General features: G+C 39.0%; 20 protein-coding genes. 8 read left to right on the plus strand and 12 right to left on the minus strand.

Features of this window, described 5'->3' with window-relative positions:
* The first annotated feature begins 4 nt into the window (after positions 1 to 4).
* The 6 genes from ACWPWK_RS07780 to ACWPWK_RS07805 are packed head-to-tail and all read left to right on the plus strand — an operon-like array spanning position 5 to position 2,981.
* Positions 5 to 259 carry an EscF/YscF/HrpA family type III secretion system needle major subunit gene (locus ACWPWK_RS07780; RefSeq protein WP_109373241.1) on the plus strand — a complete coding sequence of 85 codons (255 nt, stop codon included), beginning with the start codon at positions 5 to 7 and terminating at the stop codon, positions 257 to 259.
* 23 nt (positions 260 to 282) lie between these two features.
* On the plus strand, positions 283 to 567 hold the full coding sequence (gene sctI, locus ACWPWK_RS07785) for a type III secretion system inner rod subunit SctI (protein ID WP_109373240.1): 285 nt from the start codon (positions 283 to 285) through the stop codon (positions 565 to 567).
* Positions 568 to 569: 2 nt separating this feature from the next.
* Positions 570 to 1,331, plus strand: coding sequence for a type III secretion system inner membrane ring lipoprotein SctJ (gene sctJ / locus ACWPWK_RS07790; protein WP_109373239.1), 762 nt, complete (start codon positions 570 to 572; stop codon positions 1,329 to 1,331).
* Entirely contained in the window at positions 1,312 to 1,875 is a 564-nt protein-coding gene (locus tag ACWPWK_RS07795) for a type III secretion protein (RefSeq protein ID WP_109373238.1), read from the plus strand. Before sctJ ends, ACWPWK_RS07795 begins: the two co-directional genes overlap by 20 nt.
* Positions 1,856 to 2,560, plus strand: a complete 705-nt coding sequence (locus ACWPWK_RS07800) for a ubiquitin family protein (protein ID WP_109373237.1) — start codon at positions 1,856 to 1,858, stop codon at positions 2,558 to 2,560. The genes ACWPWK_RS07795 and ACWPWK_RS07800 overlap by 20 nt, the downstream gene beginning before the upstream one ends.
* Positions 2,550 to 2,981: a hypothetical protein gene (locus tag ACWPWK_RS07805; protein WP_109373236.1), complete on the plus strand. Its 432-nt coding sequence runs from the start codon at positions 2,550 to 2,552 to the stop codon at positions 2,979 to 2,981. Before ACWPWK_RS07800 ends, ACWPWK_RS07805 begins: the two co-directional genes overlap by 11 nt.
* 6 nt (positions 2,982 to 2,987) lie before the next feature.
* On the opposite strand, the gene soxR is transcribed toward ACWPWK_RS07805, so the two are convergent.
* Entirely contained in the window at positions 2,988 to 3,437 is a 450-nt protein-coding gene (soxR, locus tag ACWPWK_RS07810; protein ID WP_109373235.1) for a redox-sensitive transcriptional activator SoxR, read from the minus strand.
* A 209-nt stretch (positions 3,438 to 3,646) separates the two neighbouring features.
* On the opposite strand from soxR, the gene ACWPWK_RS07815 reads away from it, so the two are divergent.
* Complete coding sequence (locus ACWPWK_RS07815) at positions 3,647 to 4,747, plus strand: efflux RND transporter periplasmic adaptor subunit (RefSeq protein ID WP_109373234.1); 1,101 nt, start codon at positions 3,647 to 3,649, stop codon at positions 4,745 to 4,747.
* 12 nt (positions 4,748 to 4,759) lie between these two features.
* Positions 4,760 to 7,837: a MexW/MexI family multidrug efflux RND transporter permease subunit gene (locus ACWPWK_RS07820; RefSeq protein WP_109373233.1), complete on the plus strand. Its 3,078-nt coding sequence runs from the start codon at positions 4,760 to 4,762 to the stop codon at positions 7,835 to 7,837.
* A gap of 88 nt (positions 7,838 to 7,925) precedes the next feature.
* Here the strand turns inward: ACWPWK_RS07820 and ACWPWK_RS07825 are convergent, their stop codons facing one another.
* From ACWPWK_RS07825 to ACWPWK_RS07875, 11 genes are all read right to left on the minus strand, one after another.
* Complete coding sequence (locus tag ACWPWK_RS07825; protein WP_244185053.1) at positions 7,926 to 9,335, minus strand: protein-tyrosine phosphatase family protein; 1,410 nt, start codon at positions 9,333 to 9,335, stop codon at positions 7,926 to 7,928.
* A 171-nt stretch (positions 9,336 to 9,506) separates the two neighbouring features.
* A complete protein-coding gene (locus ACWPWK_RS07830; protein ID WP_004245856.1) occupies positions 9,507 to 9,833 on the minus strand; it encodes a DMT family transporter in 327 nt (108 codons plus the stop codon).
* A gap of 67 nt (positions 9,834 to 9,900) precedes the next feature.
* On the minus strand, positions 9,901 to 10,317 hold the full coding sequence (locus tag ACWPWK_RS07835) for a DMT family transporter (RefSeq protein ID WP_109373232.1): 417 nt from the start codon (positions 10,315 to 10,317) through the stop codon (positions 9,901 to 9,903).
* Between the two features lie 35 nt (positions 10,318 to 10,352).
* A complete protein-coding gene (locus ACWPWK_RS07840; protein WP_109373231.1) occupies positions 10,353 to 11,057 on the minus strand; it encodes a hypothetical protein in 705 nt (234 codons plus the stop codon).
* A 17-nt stretch (positions 11,058 to 11,074) separates the two neighbouring features.
* Positions 11,075 to 11,719, minus strand: a complete 645-nt coding sequence (locus tag ACWPWK_RS07845) for a phosphate propanoyltransferase (RefSeq protein WP_109373230.1) — start codon at positions 11,717 to 11,719, stop codon at positions 11,075 to 11,077.
* The gene (locus ACWPWK_RS07850) at positions 11,719 to 12,234 is read right to left on the minus strand and encodes a BMC domain-containing protein (RefSeq protein WP_109373229.1); all 516 of its coding nucleotides are present in this window, start codon (positions 12,232 to 12,234) and stop codon (positions 11,719 to 11,721) included. The genes ACWPWK_RS07845 and ACWPWK_RS07850 overlap by 1 nt, the downstream gene beginning before the upstream one ends.
* 13 nt (positions 12,235 to 12,247) lie before the next feature.
* Positions 12,248 to 13,198, minus strand: coding sequence for a choline TMA-lyase-activating enzyme (cutD, locus tag ACWPWK_RS07855; RefSeq protein ID WP_109373228.1), 951 nt, complete (start codon positions 13,196 to 13,198; stop codon positions 12,248 to 12,250).
* Positions 13,199 to 13,298: 100 nt separating this feature from the next.
* Positions 13,299 to 16,727, minus strand: coding sequence for a choline trimethylamine-lyase (cutC, locus tag ACWPWK_RS07860; RefSeq protein ID WP_109373227.1), 3,429 nt, complete (start codon positions 16,725 to 16,727; stop codon positions 13,299 to 13,301).
* 56 nt (positions 16,728 to 16,783) lie between these two features.
* A complete protein-coding gene (locus ACWPWK_RS07865) occupies positions 16,784 to 17,932 on the minus strand; it encodes a 1-propanol dehydrogenase PduQ (RefSeq protein ID WP_109373226.1) in 1,149 nt (382 codons plus the stop codon).
* A gap of 7 nt (positions 17,933 to 17,939) precedes the next feature.
* Positions 17,940 to 18,203: a EutN/CcmL family microcompartment protein gene (locus tag ACWPWK_RS07870; RefSeq protein ID WP_064721253.1), complete on the minus strand. Its 264-nt coding sequence runs from the start codon at positions 18,201 to 18,203 to the stop codon at positions 17,940 to 17,942.
* 26 nt (positions 18,204 to 18,229) lie between these two features.
* Entirely contained in the window at positions 18,230 to 19,897 is a 1,668-nt protein-coding gene (locus tag ACWPWK_RS07875; protein WP_109373225.1) for an acetaldehyde dehydrogenase (acetylating), read from the minus strand.
* Between the last annotated feature and the right edge of the window lie 25 nt (positions 19,898 to 19,922).

A 19,922-nucleotide genomic window follows, 5' to 3' on the forward strand; every position in this document is an offset into this window, starting at 1 on the left:
TATTATGCCAGCTTATCCTGTTGCCGACGATGTCAGCTCTATTAATCAAGTTGATAGTTATTTTCAAAACCCTGTAAAAAGCCAGAGTGAGGCATTAAAAATTGCATTAGATGCATTAAAAACAGATACATCAAACGCGGCGGCCTTAGCCGATTATCAAGCAAGACTTGCTGAATATAATATTACGCGTAATGCAGAATCAACGTCGATTAAAGTTGTGAAAGATTTGGCAATGAGCATTATCGGGAATATGCGTTAGTTTTTATTTAATGGAGGCTGTATATGGCGATTACCCCAGTTGTTCCTGTTCATTTGGCTACATTATCAAACGATAAAAGCACAAGTGATGATAATTTATCCTCAATAATGGTAAACAGCATCACAAGTGGTTTTCAATATGAAAAACAGATCCAAGAAAAGCTAACAACATTAAGCCAATTAAGTGATGTTCAAAGTTACACACAGCTACAAACAACACTTAACGATTATACAATTACAATGAATTTAGCGAGCACATTAGCCAGAAAATCACTGAATATTGTTGAAACATTACTCAAGGCACAATAGTAATGAAAATGCGATATTTGTTTTTGGCATTATTATGTTGCCTGTTTCCATTATTAAGTGGTTGTAAAGATCAATCTCTACTCACTAATTTGGATCAAAGACAGGCAACAGAAATTCAAGCTGTTTTACAAAAGCACCAAATAACCAGTACTCGTAAAGCATTAGGAAAAGGGTTATTTGATGTTTCGGTCAAAAAAGAAGATATGGGAATTGCGATTCAAATTTTAGAAGAATATCAATTACCCACACTATCTCGAATTGAAGTGACTCAGTTATTTCCATCAGATGCATTGGTATCATCACCGCAAGCCGAAAAAGCACGTTTAATTTCTGCTATTGAGCAACGATTAGAACAATCATTACTCACAATTGACCATATTATTGATGCTAGGGTACATGTAAGTTACCCAATATCCCCGGCTGAACGCGTTATTCCAACACCTCATGCTTCAGCTTTAGTTTTTTATGAAGAGGGTATGCTAGATAATGATCAATTAAGCGAAGATGTTCGTGCTTTTATTCATAATGCCTTTAACGATATGAATGAGAATAATATTACCGTTTTGTTGTATCCACGAAATATTAATAAGTTCAACATAATAAATAATCAGCTTTATCAAAATAGCTCTGACTCATTTCTTACTTCTTGGCTATTTCTAAGTTTATTATTGGTCGTTATCGCCGTTCTTATTACGGTTTCATTGATAATATTCCGACGTAAAAAAGCACAGAAGGAAGAAAATAATGACAAATCTAACTTCTGAGCAATTCGAAATGATATCCAGTGTAATGTATGAGCCACTTAGTTATCTTCATGCAGATTACGATGTATTAGCATCAAATAAAGAAAGTATAATTTGGCAGAAACTCGCTAATCGCCAATTAATTCAGCAATATCAACTTATTAATCAACTAGATTGTGACATCGACATTATTGTAGAGAAAATCTTTACGCATTGGGTATTACTTCCCCGTTGCGCTCTATTTTTAGGCTATTTGTACTCTAGAGAAACGCTTTTATTATCTGGTAATTACTATCAGCTAGAACCACAATTAAAAGCGTTTTTATCTCTTTATTCTGTGTTAAATATAGATAAGAAGATAACGACTCCTCTGGAAAGTATCGTACCCATAAATATCGGCTATCAATTACTCTTTGATTTTATTAATTCAATTTCAACCGCACTGGCTCAACGTTTTACATTGCTTTTTGCACCACAATCATCACCGGTTGAACTTCCTCAGTCACTCTTTTTATCCCGTTCACTTTTTCTTTTGGTGCTAGATTATGCTGCGCTCGCTGTCTGAAAATCTTTTAACATACACTCGTGAAGGTGTATTAATACGGGCTAAATATGTTCGACAACTTGATAATATTTATAAAACCGAATTAGCGGCCAAACTCGCGACAAAAAAAATGCTCCGAGATTTTAATAAGAAACTAGATGCGCATAATAAGGAGATTGAAAACCAAGCTTATAGTAAAGGATTACAGGCATTATTAGGGGATATATTAAAATTCTCAATTCAATACCAAGAACAACTGGCACAGTATGAATTTCAACAAAGGGAGCAAATAATCGCAACTCTTGCTCAATTTTTTGACTCACCAGAAATACAAGTTGAACTCACACGTCGTTTAATTTCAGCAATACCTTCAGAGAAAAAAATAACGCTAGATATTCCAGCAACGCTACGCCCATATCTTGAGAAAGAGCTTGAGAAAGAGCTCAATAATATCAATATTGAATTGATATCTCATGACAGCAAGGCCATTGCTATTCATGCCGATGATCAAGTGGCTTTTTTTGATCCTGCGCTGTTACTCAATGATTTAAAATCACAATTTCACCAGCCTTTTTCTGAATCTTATCAAGCAACATTTACTCAAGAAATTAAAGACACTCTGCTGAAATTTATTAATACGTTTGATGCATCAGATGATATGCATCCTCAAATAGAAACATCCAGTGAGGGTAATAATGAAGATTGATGCTTTAAAAACACAGACTTTATATGAACCACAGCCTCATTTACCTGCATCAAAAAGTATCGTAAATAAGGAATTAGATCCTTTAATGGCGACACTAAATCCTACTTTTTACCAAAATTTAAAAACAACCAACGTGAATACAGTCAAAGATATCTTAGCGTTATTAAATAAATTTGATGTTAAAAATGAAGGCAATCAAACCTTAAAAGAAAAACGTCAAGTTGCGCTATTAATGTATGCTCACCAAGAAAGTGAATTAGAAAATAGTGATAATAAAGAGGTCATTAATCAGGCGTTAATTTCACTTCTTTCTTACCAAGGTTTTTATCACCAATTTACACTCGACTTATTAGGTATGAACGATAATCAAGATGATTATGAGGGCTTCTTTAAACCTGATAGCGCTTCGTTTTCATTTTAACATTTATTATAAGATCTGTGCTCCAGCACCTTTCTCACCTAAAATATCGTCTGGATTACGTAATGGGCAATCACTTAACGATAAACAACCACAGCCAATACAGTGGTCAAGCCCGTTACGTAGTCGTTTAAGACGATGAATTCTTTCATCTAACCGAACTTTCCAATCCGTTGATATTTCGTGCCATTGTTCTGCGGTTAATTTACTATTTGGTGGATATTTTCCTAGTATTTCCTGAATTTCTTTTAGTGGGATACCGGTACTCTGCGCCGCTTTGATAATTGCCACATAACGCAATACAACCGGAGGGTAACGACGCTGATTACCTGCACTTCGATAGCTTTCTATCAACCCTTTTTCTTCATAAAAATGTAACGTTGAAATTGCAACACCACTTCGTTTTGCTACCTCACCGACAGTAAGCGCCCTATTGGGATCTATTTTTTCTTTTTTCATTTTTTATTTTTTCCTCTTGACCTCAACTTAACTTGAGGTTTTATAGTCCTCTCCTCAAATTAAGTCAAGCCAGTGAAATGCTGACTTCTGTGTTTAAGATCGTTGAGAAATGATTTATAGCAACGGCAAATAGCCGTTATTTCAAAGCACTGTGGCAACAATTCAATCAATAAAAATAGAAAAACGCTCATCATGGGATAGGCAATAATATGAATAAAAAACTCACTTTTACCGTCTGTGCCTCGCTCTTTTTGCTCAGTGCAGGTGCGATGGTCTATGCGACAACTTCATCGAATGATGAGGAAACTCAGCAATTTGCTTACCCTCCAACAAAAGTGGCATTAGCAACCGTACAATCATCAAAATTACCAAACAATATGCAAGGGGTTGGAGAATTAGAAGCCGCACGCCAAGTTTATTTAGCCGCTGAAACCAATGGTCGGATTGCTGTGATTAACTTTGAGTCGGGGCAAACGGTTAAAGCGGGTCAAGTTTTAGCGAAATTAAATGATGAACCTGAACAAGCCGAATTATTACGTTTACAAGCGCAATTAACCAACGCAGAAAAACTCTATTCTCGAACCAGACAACTTTATAGTAAAAATATGGTGGCAACAGCGCAATTAGATAGCACGTTATCAGAACGCGATATGATTGTGGCCTCCATTCGTGAAGTGAAAGCGCGGATTGCACAAAAGGCAATTAAAGCGCCCTTTGACGGTATTGTTGGGATAAAACTTGTCCATGAAGGGCAATATCTTAATGCGGGTGAACGTGTTGCTTCACTCGTTGATGCAAGCCATTTAAAGCTCAATTTCTCCCTTGATGAACAAGCTGCACCGAAAATTTCAACAAAACAGCCAATTAATATCGAAGTCGATGCTTACCCAGATATTATTTTTACGGGTTCAATAAATGCGATTGATCCTCTTATTGGCCCTTCTCGTACAGTGCAAATACAGGCTGTTTTACCGAATACTGACAATAAATTAAAAGCGGGCATGTTTGCTCGTGTTCAAGTTACTTCTCCTGATAGTCCGATGGTATTAACCGTACCAGAAACGGCAGTCACTTATACTGCCTATGGAGATACCGTGTTTGTAGCGCAATCTGACAATCAAAAAAACCTTATCGCTAAGCGTGTCTCTGTGAAAGTTGGATTGCGCTACAACGGCCTTATTGAGATCAAAGAAGGATTATCCCTTGGTGATCATGTGGTCTCATCCGGTCAAATAAAACTTAGTGATGGCATCACTATTGAGCCTATTGAACAAGATACACTGGCTCAATTGGTCAGCACCAAGTCATAACAGGGGCTAATAATGAAATTTACCGATATTTTTGTTCGTCGCCCTGTTTTGGCATTAGTTGTTAGCACACTCATCTTTTTACTGGGTGCATTTGCATTCAGTAAACTGCCAATTCGCCAATATCCGATGTTGCAAAATTCAACCATAACGATTGCAACAGACTACCCAGGTGCATCATCTGAACTGATGCAAGGATTTGTGACACAACCAATCACACAAGCCGTTTCCTCTGTAGAGGGTGTGGATTATATTTCGTCTTCTTCTGTACAAGGAAAAAGCTTAGTCACCGTCAGAATGGAATTAAACCGTGACCCTACCCAAGCCTTAACACAGGTAATGGCGAAGGTAAATCAAGTGCGCTATAAGTTACCTGAGCAAGCTTATGATCCTGTTATCGAGCTTTCATCTGGCGAATCGACTGCGGTGGCTTATGTCGGATTCTCAAGTGAGCAGCTTTCTATCCCTGAACTCACCGACTACCTTTCTCGCGTTGTTGAACCGATGTTCTCATCCATCAATGGCGTTGCCAAAGTACAAGTTTTTGGTGGACAACAATTAGCAATGCGTCTGTGGTTAGATGCAGACAAACTGGCAGGTCGTAATTTAACAGCAAGTGATGTCGCAGAAGCTGTACGCCGTAATAACTATCAAGCCGCGCCCGGGAAAGTCGAAGGTAAGTTTGTGATTGCCAACGTTTATGTCAATACTGACCTCACTAATGTCGAAGAATTTAAAGATATGGTGATTAGTAATGATGGCAATAGTCTGGTGCGTTTACGTGATATTGGTACTGTTGAGCTAGGTGCTGCTGCCACTGAAACCAGTGGTATTATGAATGGTAAAAAAGCCGTCTTCTTAGGTCTATTTCCCACACCGACAGGTAATCCGTTGGTAATTGTTGATGGTATTCGCGAACATCTTGTTGATATTCAAAAAACCTTACCGCCAAGTGTCGATGTAGAATTGGCATTTGAAACTTCACGTTTTATCAAAGCCTCTATTAACCAAGTAGTGCAAACATTAATTGAAGCGATTTTAATTGTTATCGCTGTTATTTATCTCTGTTTGGGATCGTTTCGCTCTGTTCTTATTCCTGTACTTGCCATTCCCTTATCAATGTTAGGTGCAGCAGGATTAATGCTTGCCTTTGGTTTTAGTATTAATTTGCTCACCTTGCTGGCAATGGTTTTAGCTATTGGATTAGTTGTGGATGATGCGATAGTGGTTGTTGAAAACGTGCATCGCCATATTGAAGAGGGATTATCGCCTGTTGAAGCAGCATTAGTGGGCGCAAGAGAAGTGGCAGGTCCTGTTATTGCAATGACCATCACTTTAGCGGCTGTTTATGCACCGATTGGTTTAATGGCTGGATTAACAGGCGCATTATTTAAAGAATTTGCCATAACATTGGCAGGTAGTGTGATTATATCAGGTATTGTGGCATTAACCTTATCACCGGTGATGAGTTCATTAATGTTAAAGCCCAAAGAAAATGAAGGCAAAATGGCTAAAATGGCCGAGTATTTCTTTGATAAGTTGGCTCATTACTATAGTTACGTCCTCCATTTTTCTTTAGCTAATCGCTGGTTAACCCTCGTTTTCGCTTTAGTTGTGTTTGTCAGTTTGCCGTTTTTATATAGCCAGGCAAAACAAGAATTGGCACCTTCAGAAGATCAGGCGAGTGTCTTAACCGCGGTCAAAGCACCACAACATGCAAATTTAGCCTATGCGGAACGTTTTAATCAGAAGCTTGATGAAATTTATATGAGTCTGCCTGAAACAGATAGCACATGGATAATTAATGGCACAGATGGCCCTTCGGCAAGCTTTGGCGGGATCAACTTTGATGGTTGGGATTTACGTGACCGCAATGCAGATCAAATCCAAGCTGACTTGCAAAACCGCGTAATTCATGTTGAAGGAACCAGTATTTTTGCTTTCCAATTAGCTTCTTTGCCCGGCTCCGTGGGGGGATTACCTGTGCAAATGGTATTACGCAGCCCATTAGGTTATCCCGTTTTATTTGAAACAATGGAACAAATCAAACAACAAGCCAGAGAAAGCGGTCTGTTTGTCGTGGTGGATAGCGATTTAGACTACAACAACCCTGTCATTCAAGTTGCAATAGATAGAGCAAAAGCCAATAGCCTAGGTATTCGTATGCAAGATATTGGTGAATCACTGTCTCTGTTAGTGGGTGAACATTATATCAACCGCTTTGGTATGGATGGTCGCTCTTATGATGTGATCCCGCAAAGTGTACGTCACCAACGTTTAACGCCAGCAGCACTTGCTGGGCACTATATTCGTACTCAAGATAATGTGTTAATTCCATTATCGACAGTGGTAAATATTACGACACAAGTTGAGCCTAATAAGCTCACGCAATTTAATCAACAAAATGCTGCGATTTTCCAAGCGATCCCTGCATCAGGTGTCACCATGGGACAAGCGGTCGCGTTTCTTGAAAATGTGGCAGATTCATTACCAGCCGGCTTTAGTCATGATTGGCAATCAGATTCTCGCCAATTTACTCAAGAAGGAAATACCTTAGTTTTTGCGTTTATTGCCGCGCTTATCATTATCTATTTAGTGTTAGCCGCACAGTATGAAAGCTTGGTTGATCCATTGATTATTTTGATTACTGTACCGCTCTCTATTTGTGGCGCTCTTGTGCCATTAGCGTTAGGTATGGTGACATTAAATATCTACACTCAAATTGGTTTAGTCACCCTGATTGGGCTTATCAGTAAGCACGGTATTTTAATGGTGGAATTTGCTAATGAATTGCAAATTCATAAAAACCTAAACCGACGTGATGCGATTATTGAAGCAGCAAAAATCCGCTTACGCCCTGTGTTAATGACCACGGCGGCAATGGTGATTGGACTTATCCCACTGTTATTCGCTAGTGGTGCTGGGGCAAATAGCCGCTATGGATTAGGACTAATTATCGTCTCAGGAATGTTAGTTGGCACATTGTTTACCTTGTTTGTATTGCCAACAATGTACAGCTTTTTAGCGCGAAACCATCAAATCAGCGCCCAAACTGAGCGTCAAAAACAGTTACAGCAAGTGAGTGAGTTATAAGTCAGATAAATAACAAGAAGTCATATGTCGTAAAATCAATCCCCATTGTGAATGCAATGGGGATCTTTTATAGCCATTTAAACAAATGTTATTTTATTTTAATATCATCATTAAGTAGTGATATATTGTTATCTATTGCATATTTAAAGAGTTCAGCAATTTGCTCAGGCTGATAAAGCGCTCGGAAACTGCGTTTTTCTCTTAAATCAGAGATAATGCTTTCTAAACTTTTTCCTTCTTTATTCCCTGATTGTTCTGCTTTCATCATTTCCATTAGAGCAATAAATTCCCCTGTTCTTCCTAATCCAGCAAGGCAATGAACCGCTATATTTTCTTTTGTTGGGTTTATTTTTAATTTATCGCCAATAACATTAATTGTATTTTTTAATTTTGTCGCATCTATTCCTGTATGATCTTTCCAATCAAAAATATGTACAAAGTTTATTTTTTTCTTTTCATTACTACCTTTTTTAGTCAAGAACCTAGAGTATGCTTTGCAATCTAAATGTCTTTCATTTCCTGAAAATTCATTTTCTCCATTTTTATTTTCTACAACTTTAACCATTCCATTTTTATCTTTTATTTTAAACTTACTGAAATCCCACTTTTGAATGTGGCGAGAATTTATATTATCCAAATCCAAATCTTCTCTAAAATATTTAAACCCTTCCTTCTCAAAATTGCTTTTATTATATTCAGCACCAAGTTTTGAAAGATCTTTTTTAATATCATCCTTCGAGGCTAAAACATAAACTGTATTTATGTCATTATCAAATAACATATTAAAATAATTTTTTAAACTTTCTTTATTATTCAAAGGGTATTGGGATGCAATAGTCATATTAGGAGAATTATAAGAACTAACATCATTCGCTGGCAATGATACATCGCCTGATTTTATTAAAGTATCTGTACGATACGTTAATTGCTTACTGTATCTTGAATTTTCAACCGATTGATAATCGGCTGAACTATATTTTAAACCATTTAAGTTATTAAATAATATTTTAGCTTTTTCATTATACTTATCTGTGCCAGTACATTTTTTAACCGCGACTAAAAAATTATCTCTGGCATTATGCAACCTTACTTCTTTATTAGAGTGAGAAAAATTAAAATTTGATATATTTGTATTATTAATTTGTCGTCTAGAAAGTAAGCTATTATTTTCTGTGTTTATTCTCTGGGGCTGTAATAAATGAGGCTTATTATTTACTATTCGTATTTTAGATGGAAAGTCAGTAGGAGGACTATAAGTTGTATTTGATAATTTATATATTGGTGAATTTGCTGACGGTTTAGGCGGTAATGGTAGAGGATTATCAATACGTGTCGATGATTTATATATTGGTGAACCTGCTGGTAGTTTAGGAAGCATTTCATTATGGCTATTTTTAATACTTGTTATATTGTTCCAAGTACTATTTTTTACCTCTCCACTTGATCCGAATGAATTTGTAATAGGTGTACATCTAAAATTAGCTGGTGATAATAACATATCTATGCCCTTAAATATAAAACTGTATTATCTTATTAGAGAACGATTTGATATATAAAAAAACACCTTTATAAACTTTATAAAAAACAAATTAAAATACCGATACTTTTTAATAAAATATCGGCATTTAAGTTAAAAAGGTAAAATCACCATCTAATTTATAAAGTTAGCTTACATCGTAGAGAATGTATTCATAATTATTCCGCCAGAGATAATTAATGCCATTGAAAATATAGCGGGTAAGTCTGGTTTTTGTTTATATAGGATCATAGCAACTAATGTTACACCCACAATACCAAATCCACACCACAGTGAATACGCTACACCAACAGGGATATATCCCATTGCACGCGTTAAGGCAAAATAACAAATACAGTAAGCAGCAATAACTAAAACAGAAGGTGCTAATTTACTAAAGCCATTGGTCTTTTTTATCATAGACGTGCCGGTGATTTCAGAACCAATAGACAGCGCCAGCCATAAGAATCCAGTAAACATAATTGTTATCCTTATTTATTTTAATAAAGTTGTTTTTTATTAAAAATCTATTTATTAATAAATAGATTTATTTATTCACTGACGATGCAGCTTGTTTAATATTTTGAGGTTCTGTGTTTTCTTCTTCCCCTTCTTCTGAGCCCATTTTGGAGAAGAGATTCATAATCACAATACCGCTAGCAATCACTGCCATACCTATTATTGCCGCAGTATCAGGATGTTGACCATAAAACAACATACCTAAAGAAGAAACCACTAAAATACCTGTACCAGACCATGTTGCATAAGCTAAACCAACTGGAATATTTTTTACTGCACGCGATAACGAGTAATAACAAATAACATAAAGAACAACAATTAAGCCTAATAATAATGTTTTAGTTGTACCTTCACTATTATCAAACATTTTTAAGGTAGAGGTTGCTGAGGTTTCTGAAATAATAACCGCCAGCATCCAAAGCCATGATTTAGCTTTTGGTGACATAATAAGACTCCTGAGTTATCAGATATAATTTAAGATTAATTTTTCAAACTTTTTAAATATTCAATAGCAGAATCCGTCAATTTATCTTGCGATAAATGATATTTTCCAGGCTTATTCATTACTTCATTTAAAGTAATATAGCGATTATTATTCTCTTGTTTAATTTCAGGATTATATTCAGGTTTAGCTAGATGGTTAATATCATGGTTTATTAAATTAGCTTCAACATCATTTATAGGATGAAAAATAATACCCATTGATTTTAATCGACTAATATTTTCCTGAATAAGCAGGTTGTACTCTTTATTTTTATTTAAACCTAAAATCTCATTTAATTCACTTTCTGGTTGGCAAAAATAAGGTAATGCCATAACAGGAATATTTTGAGCGAGTGCAGAATGAATTAACTTCCCTTCTTCACTGATAAATAGCCCATTAATAATTTCACCCACCAGCTTTTTATCAAAATAAGGAACAAACAGTGCGTGATAAGTCGATAACTGCTGGCAATCAAACTCACTCGCGTTATACATTTCTCCTAGATGACGCCATTTCGACAAATCATGACTGACTTGTGCCTGTGTTGTAACAAAAAGAGAAAATCGAATATGAGAAAACATGTTGATACGTTGACAGATTTCATCTTGGTATCCCGGTGCTGGGGTAAGTGCTAACAACACCGATTTTTTCATTCTTTTTTCTATTTCAGCAACAATCCTTTCAATTAACTGATTGTCCATTACGTCACCTCATTGCCTTAACTGACAATAAATACGCTATCGTTGTTACGAAGTCCTGCCGCATTCGCCTCATCAGTATCTATATGAAATTCTAAAGAAAATTTCTCACTAACTCGAACAACGACCTCATCAAAAATCAGACTACGCTCGCCTTCTGTCTTAACATGCACTTTTTGTCCATTGGTGACATTTAACATTCTGGCGTCAATTTCACTCATATGAATATGGCGTTGAGCGCAAATCACTTGCTCTTTTAATTCAACATGACCCGCAGATCCCATTAAAACAGCATTGCCAGAACCGACTAAATCACCCGACTCACGTACTGGCGCTTTTATACCTAATGCAAAACAATCCGCTTTTGAAATTTCTAATTGGCTTTGTGGTCGAACAGGCCCTAAAACACGAACTTTACTGATCGAGCCTTTAGATCCCACAACAATCACACACTCTTTTGCTGCAAACTGCCCCGGTTGTTTAAGATCTTTAAACGGAGTAAGTTGATAACCTTTGCCGAATAATGCTTCTACATCTTGCTGTGAAAGATGCACATGACGATTAGAAATACCAACAGGGATAGCCATTCCTTGCGCCTCTCCCAACATTACGCCATGTGCGGGTAAGCGAGAGAGAATTTTTCCCATGAGTTGTTGATTAATCATTATTTTTTACCTTTGCGGCTTTCTGGTTTGATCTCTTTTTTACTGCTTTGAGTTTTATCTGTCGCGGTCTTAGTTTCAGAGGCAATATTTGGAGCTTGTAAATCTGCAACTGCTTTTGTGGCTTCAGCGTTTTCAACGTCGTTTTTAACAGGGGCTTCAATTATTGTTTCAACGACCGTTTCAACGATGTTTTCAATAGCAGTCTCTTGCACTTTTTCAGCAACAGCGGGCGCTTTTTTCTTACTTTTTACTGTCAGTAATTTAGTAATAACACTTAGCTCTGGTCTTGCGATCACTAATGATCCGATAACCAACTCTTTTTGGCTCACGACATCAACACCATGATCAATCGCTGTTTTAACAGCACTGATCTCACCTTGAAAACAGACTGATACCAACCCAGAACCCACTTTTCGGTACCCGATAATTTCCACGTTTGCTGCTTTACAAGCGGCATCAGCTGCCTGAATGGCTGCAGTCAACCCTCGTGTTTCAATCACACCTAAACTGTTCATCTTTCTCTCCTACTTAGTGGCGGACAAGACGGATATCGAAATCAAATTTCTTAAAGAAGGCTTCTAAGCTGTCAAGCTCTTCAGGCGTATAACTTGGATCAGTTTTCATTGGGTAAATCATTTCCAATTTTTCGTATTTATTACGTCCAAATTGGTGATAAGGAAGAATATCGATGCGCTGAAGATTACCGCGTTTTGAAAGTTCCATTGCGTAGTTAATCGCGCCAGTGATCGCATCATAAGAGTCGTTATAACCTCGCACTAAAGGCATACGAACAACCACATTTGCACCGAGATCCATTAAACGCTCTAGATTACGACGGACATTCTCATTACCAACACCAAACAACGCTTTATGCTGAGTGGTATCAATGTGTTTGATATCAATAAGAAATTGATCAACGACTTCCGCTAATTTTTCATAATTCGCCACATTAGTGGTTGCTTGTGTTTCCACGGCGGTATTGATCATCATCTTTTTACATTCTCGTAAAAGCGCAACCGCAAAATCAGTTTGTAAACTCATTTCACCGCCACCGATTGTGACACCACCTCCTGAAGAGATGTAAAAGTCATAATCTTGCATGATGATTTTCATTAACTCAGAGACAGAAACATCTTTGCCCATAATATCAAGCGCATCAGAGATACAGACTTCTTCACATTTGCGACAACCAATACAATCAACAGCGCGATCAACACGATGAACTTGTTTACCCTTTTCATTGGTTGTCATGTAATGAACACCCGCCGGACAAACATCAACACATTTACCGCAATCTACACATTTGTCGTGAGAGTACATCACCTGAAATTCACTGCTAAGACCTTCTGGATTTGAACACCAAGGGCAGCGGATATTACAGCCTTTTAAAAAAACGAGAGTACGAATACCATCACCGTCATAAATAGAGTATTTCTGGATATTAAATATCCGACCTCTTGTTTCTGCCGCCGTCTCCATCTTTACGCCTCCAAATCTGCATCAAACATCCCTGTTCGATAAATTTAAATCTTGTCTTGTCGATTAAAAGGGATAGCCTGTGCCATCCCTATGGCTATGATTAGAACTTCTCAATCACAGTACGACTGATGATTTCATCCTGAACTTCTTTACATAATTCAACGAAGTAAGCACTGTAGCCAGCAACACGGACGATTAAGTCACGGTATTTTTCAGGCTCTAATTGCGCTTTTTTCAGTACTTCATTATCAACATAGCTAAATTGCATCTGGCCGTTACCCAGAATTGAAGCTGTTCTTAATAAGGTAATTAAACCTTGGCGTCCTTCATTGGTATCTAATAAACCTTTCAGGAATTTGAAGTTATGAACCATACCGATATTCATGGTTTCAACATTCATCTTACTGATTGATTTGATAATCGCTGTTGGGCCATGTTTATCAGCGCCTTGTGTTGGGCTGATACCATCTGACAATGGTTTCCATGCGAAACGACCATTTGGAGTCGCTGCGGTTAACTCACCAATTGGCGTGTTATTAGAGATAGACAGCGTACCGTGGCTTAGAGTGGAGTAGAGCATTTTGTATTTACGACATTCACGCTCAGTCCATTCCGTAATATCCAGCGCATATTGGTCAACAACATCGTCATCATTACCAAATTTCGGTGCATTTAAGCAGTCACGTAACAACTCATCATGACCTTCAAAGTTAGCTAATAGCGCATCACGGATTTGCTCTAAGGTGTATTTCTTATCTTCATAAACAAGTTTGCGAATAGCCGCCATGGAGTCAACGTAAGTTGCTAAACCAGAGAAAATCAACCCTGGGCCATGGTTAACCATTGCTCCACCCGCAGTAACGTCTTTACCTTGTTCCATACAGCCTTCAACCAGTAGAGACATTAATGGTTTCGGTGCAACATCACGGTGAACACGTTGGCTGATCACAGTACCAATTGCTGATAAACGAACGATATGTGCCACTTGCTCTTTTACAGCGCGGTCGAAATCTTCATAAGTACGCAGGTCGCGTAAATCGCCTGTATCTAAACCTTGATAGCTATCAAACAGCACCATACGGCCACGGTTTAATACAAATTCAATTGCGATAGGCCATTGGGTATAACCTGTTGATGTCCACTGATAAATACGACCTGATTTTTGTGGCTCAACACAACCCATCAAGCAATAGTCACGCGCATCTTCAAAGTCGAAGCCTTTACGTAGCATCATCTTGATATGAGAATCATCGAAGTGACACGCAGGGAAGCCCATACCGGCTTTTACTACATCAACGATTTTTTCCATATATTGCTGTGGAGATTGGTTATGAATACGACATGCTAATGATGGTTGATACACTTTCACAAAGCGTACCGCATCCATAATCAGGTAAGTTAAGTCGTTACACGCATCGCCACCAGAGCGTTTTTGTCCACCAATGGTTAAGTTGATAAATGGCTGATAACCCGCGAAATATTTCGCCCCCAGTTCACTCGACATCCACATTAACTCAGCACATTTGATGATAAAGGCTTGCATCATTTCCAGTGCTTGTTCACGCGTTAAACGACCTGATTTGATGTCGTTTTCATACATTGGGAAGCAGTATTGGTCTAAACGACCTAAAGAAAGACCTGTTTGGTTTTCTTCTACTTCAAACAGTGACTCTACAGTCCAAATACTTTGCAATGCTTCTTGCAGTGTTTTTGGTGGATTAGCGGGTACATTTTCGTTGACTTGAGCAATCGTCAGTAACTCTTCACGACGTTGTGGATTGCTCTCTTTTGATGCTAATTCACGCGCATGTTCTGCAATGCGATGTGCGTAAGCAATCACACCTTCACAGCTTTCAATAGACGCTTTGTAGAAGTAGATACGGTCGATATCAGCAGGGTTTTCCATGCTTAATTCAGCCAGTTTGGCTTGTGCATCGGCTTTAATGCCGTTCATACCTTTAGTGAAAAGCAGGACGTCATAACCTGGGCAAGTATCGCCACCACCATTGATTTGGTGATAAGAAAGATCACTGACAAAGGTTTCACCACTAAATTCCCACACACCCGCTTCGCGATATTGTGCTTCACAGATCTCATCTAAAGAACGACCTTCCCAGAATGGAACAATCTCTTCGCGAATGACTTTTTTGTCTTCTTCTGAAATTTGGAATGGATCTTGTGGACGTGTGCTCATGGTATCGAGTTCGTCACGAACCCAGCGCCATGCGATATCAGGAGAGAAAGCACCAGCACGCGCTTTTCCACAAGGATGTCCAACAATCAGCTCTTCATCTTGAATTAAGATAGGTGCGGTTTCACATGCGCGACGGAAAGCTTTAGCGCGTAGTAAAATTGGTGGTAAACCTGGGTTATTACGAACAATTTCAGTAAATGCTAATGCTCTATAAATAGAGACACTTGGACGTGCTTCTAAATAGCGATTACGTAAGCGTTGTAAGCGAGGCGTTAAACCTTCCATCACTTTAAATTCGCCCGCATCAGTGCTTGGCGCTACAAAATTTGCAGAAGGTGCAGCGTATTGAGGTTGTGAATTCGCACGACCATTGTATAAACGCACTTGCAGTGAACTGTGTAAGGTTGACAGGTTAGCGCGCGCGGATAATAGCATCTCTGACAATTCGTTAATGCTGACGCGTGGATCGTTTATATCCACACCCTGTGTCATTGCATCAAACATTGGATAACCATCAACTTCTTTGGTTGCGCGTACTTCTGAAAGCTCAGCCAATTTCAACCATACGCTTTCAACAATTTCATAGGCTTGTGCTTGTGTTAAACGACCTTGGTCGATATCACGTTGATAGAATGGATATAACGCTTTATCAAATCCCATTGGGTTAATGGCGTAGCTACCATTTTCCAGATGTAAGACTAATTGCAATAAATAGAATACTTGAACCGCTTCTTTAAAAGTTTCTGCGGGTTTTGCTGGCACTTTACGTAATACTGCAGCGCTGTCTAATAGCTCTGCTTTACGGTATGGGTTACCTTCCATTGCTGCTAAATTCTCTGCTTTTGCAGACAGAATTTGTGCGAAATACAGTGCTGCATCGCATGCATAAATAGCAGATTTACAGAAATTGGCTTCATCCATACTGCTGCGGTTTACTGCACTACCAATGCTTCTAATTCTGTCTTCAAGCTGTGCTTTAATTGCTAAGAAACCTTGGTTTACCACCAGCATATAATCAGGTGATGCAACGCTATTGTTAATACTTAAGAAACGGTAGATAGAGTCGCTACGTACTTCATCTTCAGTGTGGAAAATCGCACCACGTGGTGTTGATGATTGGCTACCGATAATCAATTCATCTTGTGCGATATAGCTTGGAAAATGACGAATAAACTCATAAAAACGCTGTGCAGGTTTAATCGCTTGAGGAACACCTGCAATGCTGTTGTCTAATGAATCAAAAATGGTTGCACGCTCTGTACTGATTGAGCTATTACGTGAAACTAAACGTTCTGCCAGCATTTTTACGCGTGGCGTCAAAGAATATTTGGCCATGTGAGGCTCTCCTGATGTTCTTTACTTGACCTAATCGGTATTCATTCGGTTGAGCATTAACTGTGTGATACACCGGCAAATGCCTGACGATACAATGTTTCTAATTGGTGTGTGTTCACGTCACGCGGATTTGTCGGCGTACAGCTATCTCGTAAAGCCTGTCCGACCATTTCCATTAAACGGGCATAAAAGTCCGCTTCACTGACACCGGTATCGCGAATACTCTTCGGCATACCCATTTCATCTTTCAATACATTAATGGCGACGATTAAACTGGTTACCCCTTCTCTTACGGTGCTAGCTGGAAGTCCTAAGCTTTGAGCAAGATAGGCGTAACGTTTTGCTGCTTCACTATTACAATCACCATGAAGATTGGCGTTAAAGGCGACAACATGTGTCATCAATAACGCATTTGCACGACCGTGAGGAACGTGGAATACACCGCCTAATGCGTGGGCAAGACTGTGAGTAATACCCAGCGAAGCGTTAGTAAATGCCATGCCTGCAATACAAGATGCGTTATGCATTTTTTCACGAGCCATCAAGTTGTCACCTTGATGGTGGCAATCAATAAGATGACTAAAGACTAACTTGACGGCTTTCTCTGCCATCGCATCAGAGAAATCAGATGCAGCTTTAGAAACATAAGCTTCTAGTGCATGACAAAGGACATCCATACCTGTATCAGCGGTAATGGCAGGTGGCACAGATTTCACCAACTCAGGATCGAGAATGGCGACATCAGGCAACATAAACTCATCAACCAAGACCAGTTTTTCACTACGTGATTTAATCACTGAAAAAGAGGTCACTTCAGAGCCAGTGCCACTTGTGGTTGGGATCGCAATAAATTGTGGTTTTGTTCTGTTGCTCTCTTTACGGGTATGCCAGAGGGAGTACATAACGGCTTTCGCGGCATCAATCACTGATCCACCACCGAGTGCGATAACCAAGTCTGGATAATGAGCATCCATGATCTTCATACCACTCACGATGGCTGAAATATCTGGATCTGAAGCAACATCATCGTAGACTTGAAACTCGATACCTCGTTGCATTAACTTATCAGTGACTTTATTTGCAAAGCCAAACTTCACCATTGCTTTATCTGTCACCACAAATGCGCGGCGGGCAGTTAACCCAGAGAGAAAATCCAGTGCATTGGCGCCAAACTGAATTTTGGGTTTTATCAGAAACTCACTCATGTCGTTATTACTCCTTACTGTCCCGATAAACCTTCTCAACAATGGCAACCACTGACATCGCCTTGTAACGATCTTTGTTCAGTGCAAAGTATTCTTCAGCCAACACAACATCGTTGATACCTGCACCTACACTGTCCACTGCAACATAAGTTTTGTTTTTCAGTGGTTTAAGCTCATCATCCAAGGTGGCTATCATTAATAAATTGCTACCTTTAAGTTCTGGGCTTTTTTGTGTCGCTACTACGTGTCCGATTACCTTTGCGAGGATCATGGTTTATATCGCCTTATATCAATGAGTTATTTACTCAGACGTCCGAGAACTTCCTTGATAATGCGTTCCACGTTTTCTTCGGTAATATCACCTTGTTCAATCACTTGCTGCGCACAAGCACTGACCGTCGTTGCATAAGGAGATGCACCAAAGCGATCATCACCTTGAGTTTGACGTTGTGCAGTGGCACATTCAGCATGAACAGGGCTTAAAGAAGGTGAACGAAAACGGTCATCATCAAGAATGCTGGTCTGGTGATTTGCGCTAGAAACAGCACAAGCAGAAACAGCAGGTTGAGCAGCTTCTTGTGCTAAAGGACAAGGTTGTTTCAACTCTTCAACGGTACGCACGCCATAACCTACTTTACGAATATTCAGTAGATTCATAGGGCCAACGTTGTCAGAGCTAGAACCGCCACCAACAGCACCGCAACCTAAAGTAAGTGCAGGAGTAATATTGGTTGTTGCTCCGATACCGCCTAATGCCGCAGGGGTATTAATCAGAATACGGTTAACAGGTTTTTCTAAAGAGAACTGACGAATAACATCTTCATTTTTAGTATGAATAACTAAGGTATGACCTAAACCTTCGTTAGTCAGTAATTGCACCACACGATCGCACGCTGATTTCCAATCTTCTTCGATATACATCCCTAAGATTGGGCATAGTTTTTCGCGTGAATACGGATTTTTTGGTGAAACAGTATCTTGTAATGCGATTAATACACGCGTATTTGCGGGTACGCTAAAGCCTGCACGTTGGCTTAAATAAATCGCATCTTTACCCACAACGGCTGGGTTAATCGTACCGTTAGCACGCAGTAACATTGAAGCCACTTTTGTTGCTTCTTCGTCATTCATAAAGTAAGCACCTTGCGCTAATAACTCGCGGTGAACTTCGTTATAAATGCAACGTTCTACGATAATGGATTGCTCTGATGCGCAGATAACGCCGTTATCGAATGTTTTACTGGTGATGATATCGCTCACTGCTTTTTTGATATCAGCACTACGTTCGATAAATGCAGGACCATTACCTGGGCCGCCACTGATTGTTGGTGTGCCTGATGCATAAGCTGCACGCACCATACCTTCACCACCAGTCGCTAAAATCAATGACACATCTTTGCTGTGCATTAATTCTTTTGTCGCTTCCAGAGTCAATAATGTCACACCATCAACAATACCTGCTGGCGCACCAGCTTCTAGCGCCGCTTTTTTAACAATTTCTAACGCACGGAAACTACACTGTTTTGCATTTGGATGCGGAGAGAAAATAATCGCATTACCCGCTTTCAGTGCAATTAGGGTTTTATAGATAATGGTTGATGTTGGGTTAGTTGAAGGGACTAACGCCGTGATAACACCTAAAGGCACGCCAACATCCATGACTTTTTTCACTTTATCGTCATTGATAATGCCAACGGTCTTCATGTCTTTCATATGTTCATACACACGCAATGACGCGAAGGTATTCTTCAGCACTTTGTCTTCCCACTTACCAAAGCCTGTTTCTTCGTTCGCCATTTTCGCCAACTCTTCTGCATGACGAGCGGCTTCAAATGCAATGTGTTTTACAATACTGTCGATTTTTTCCTGCGAAAACTTAGCATAAACAAGTTGTGCATTTTTCGCGTTACGAACTAGCTCACGAGCCAGTTGTCTGGATTGCAAATCTTTATCTAATGCAACCATGTCTTCCCCCATACAGGAGTTAAAA

Source organism: Proteus sp. Marseille-Q3619 (genome assembly GCF_965283115.1).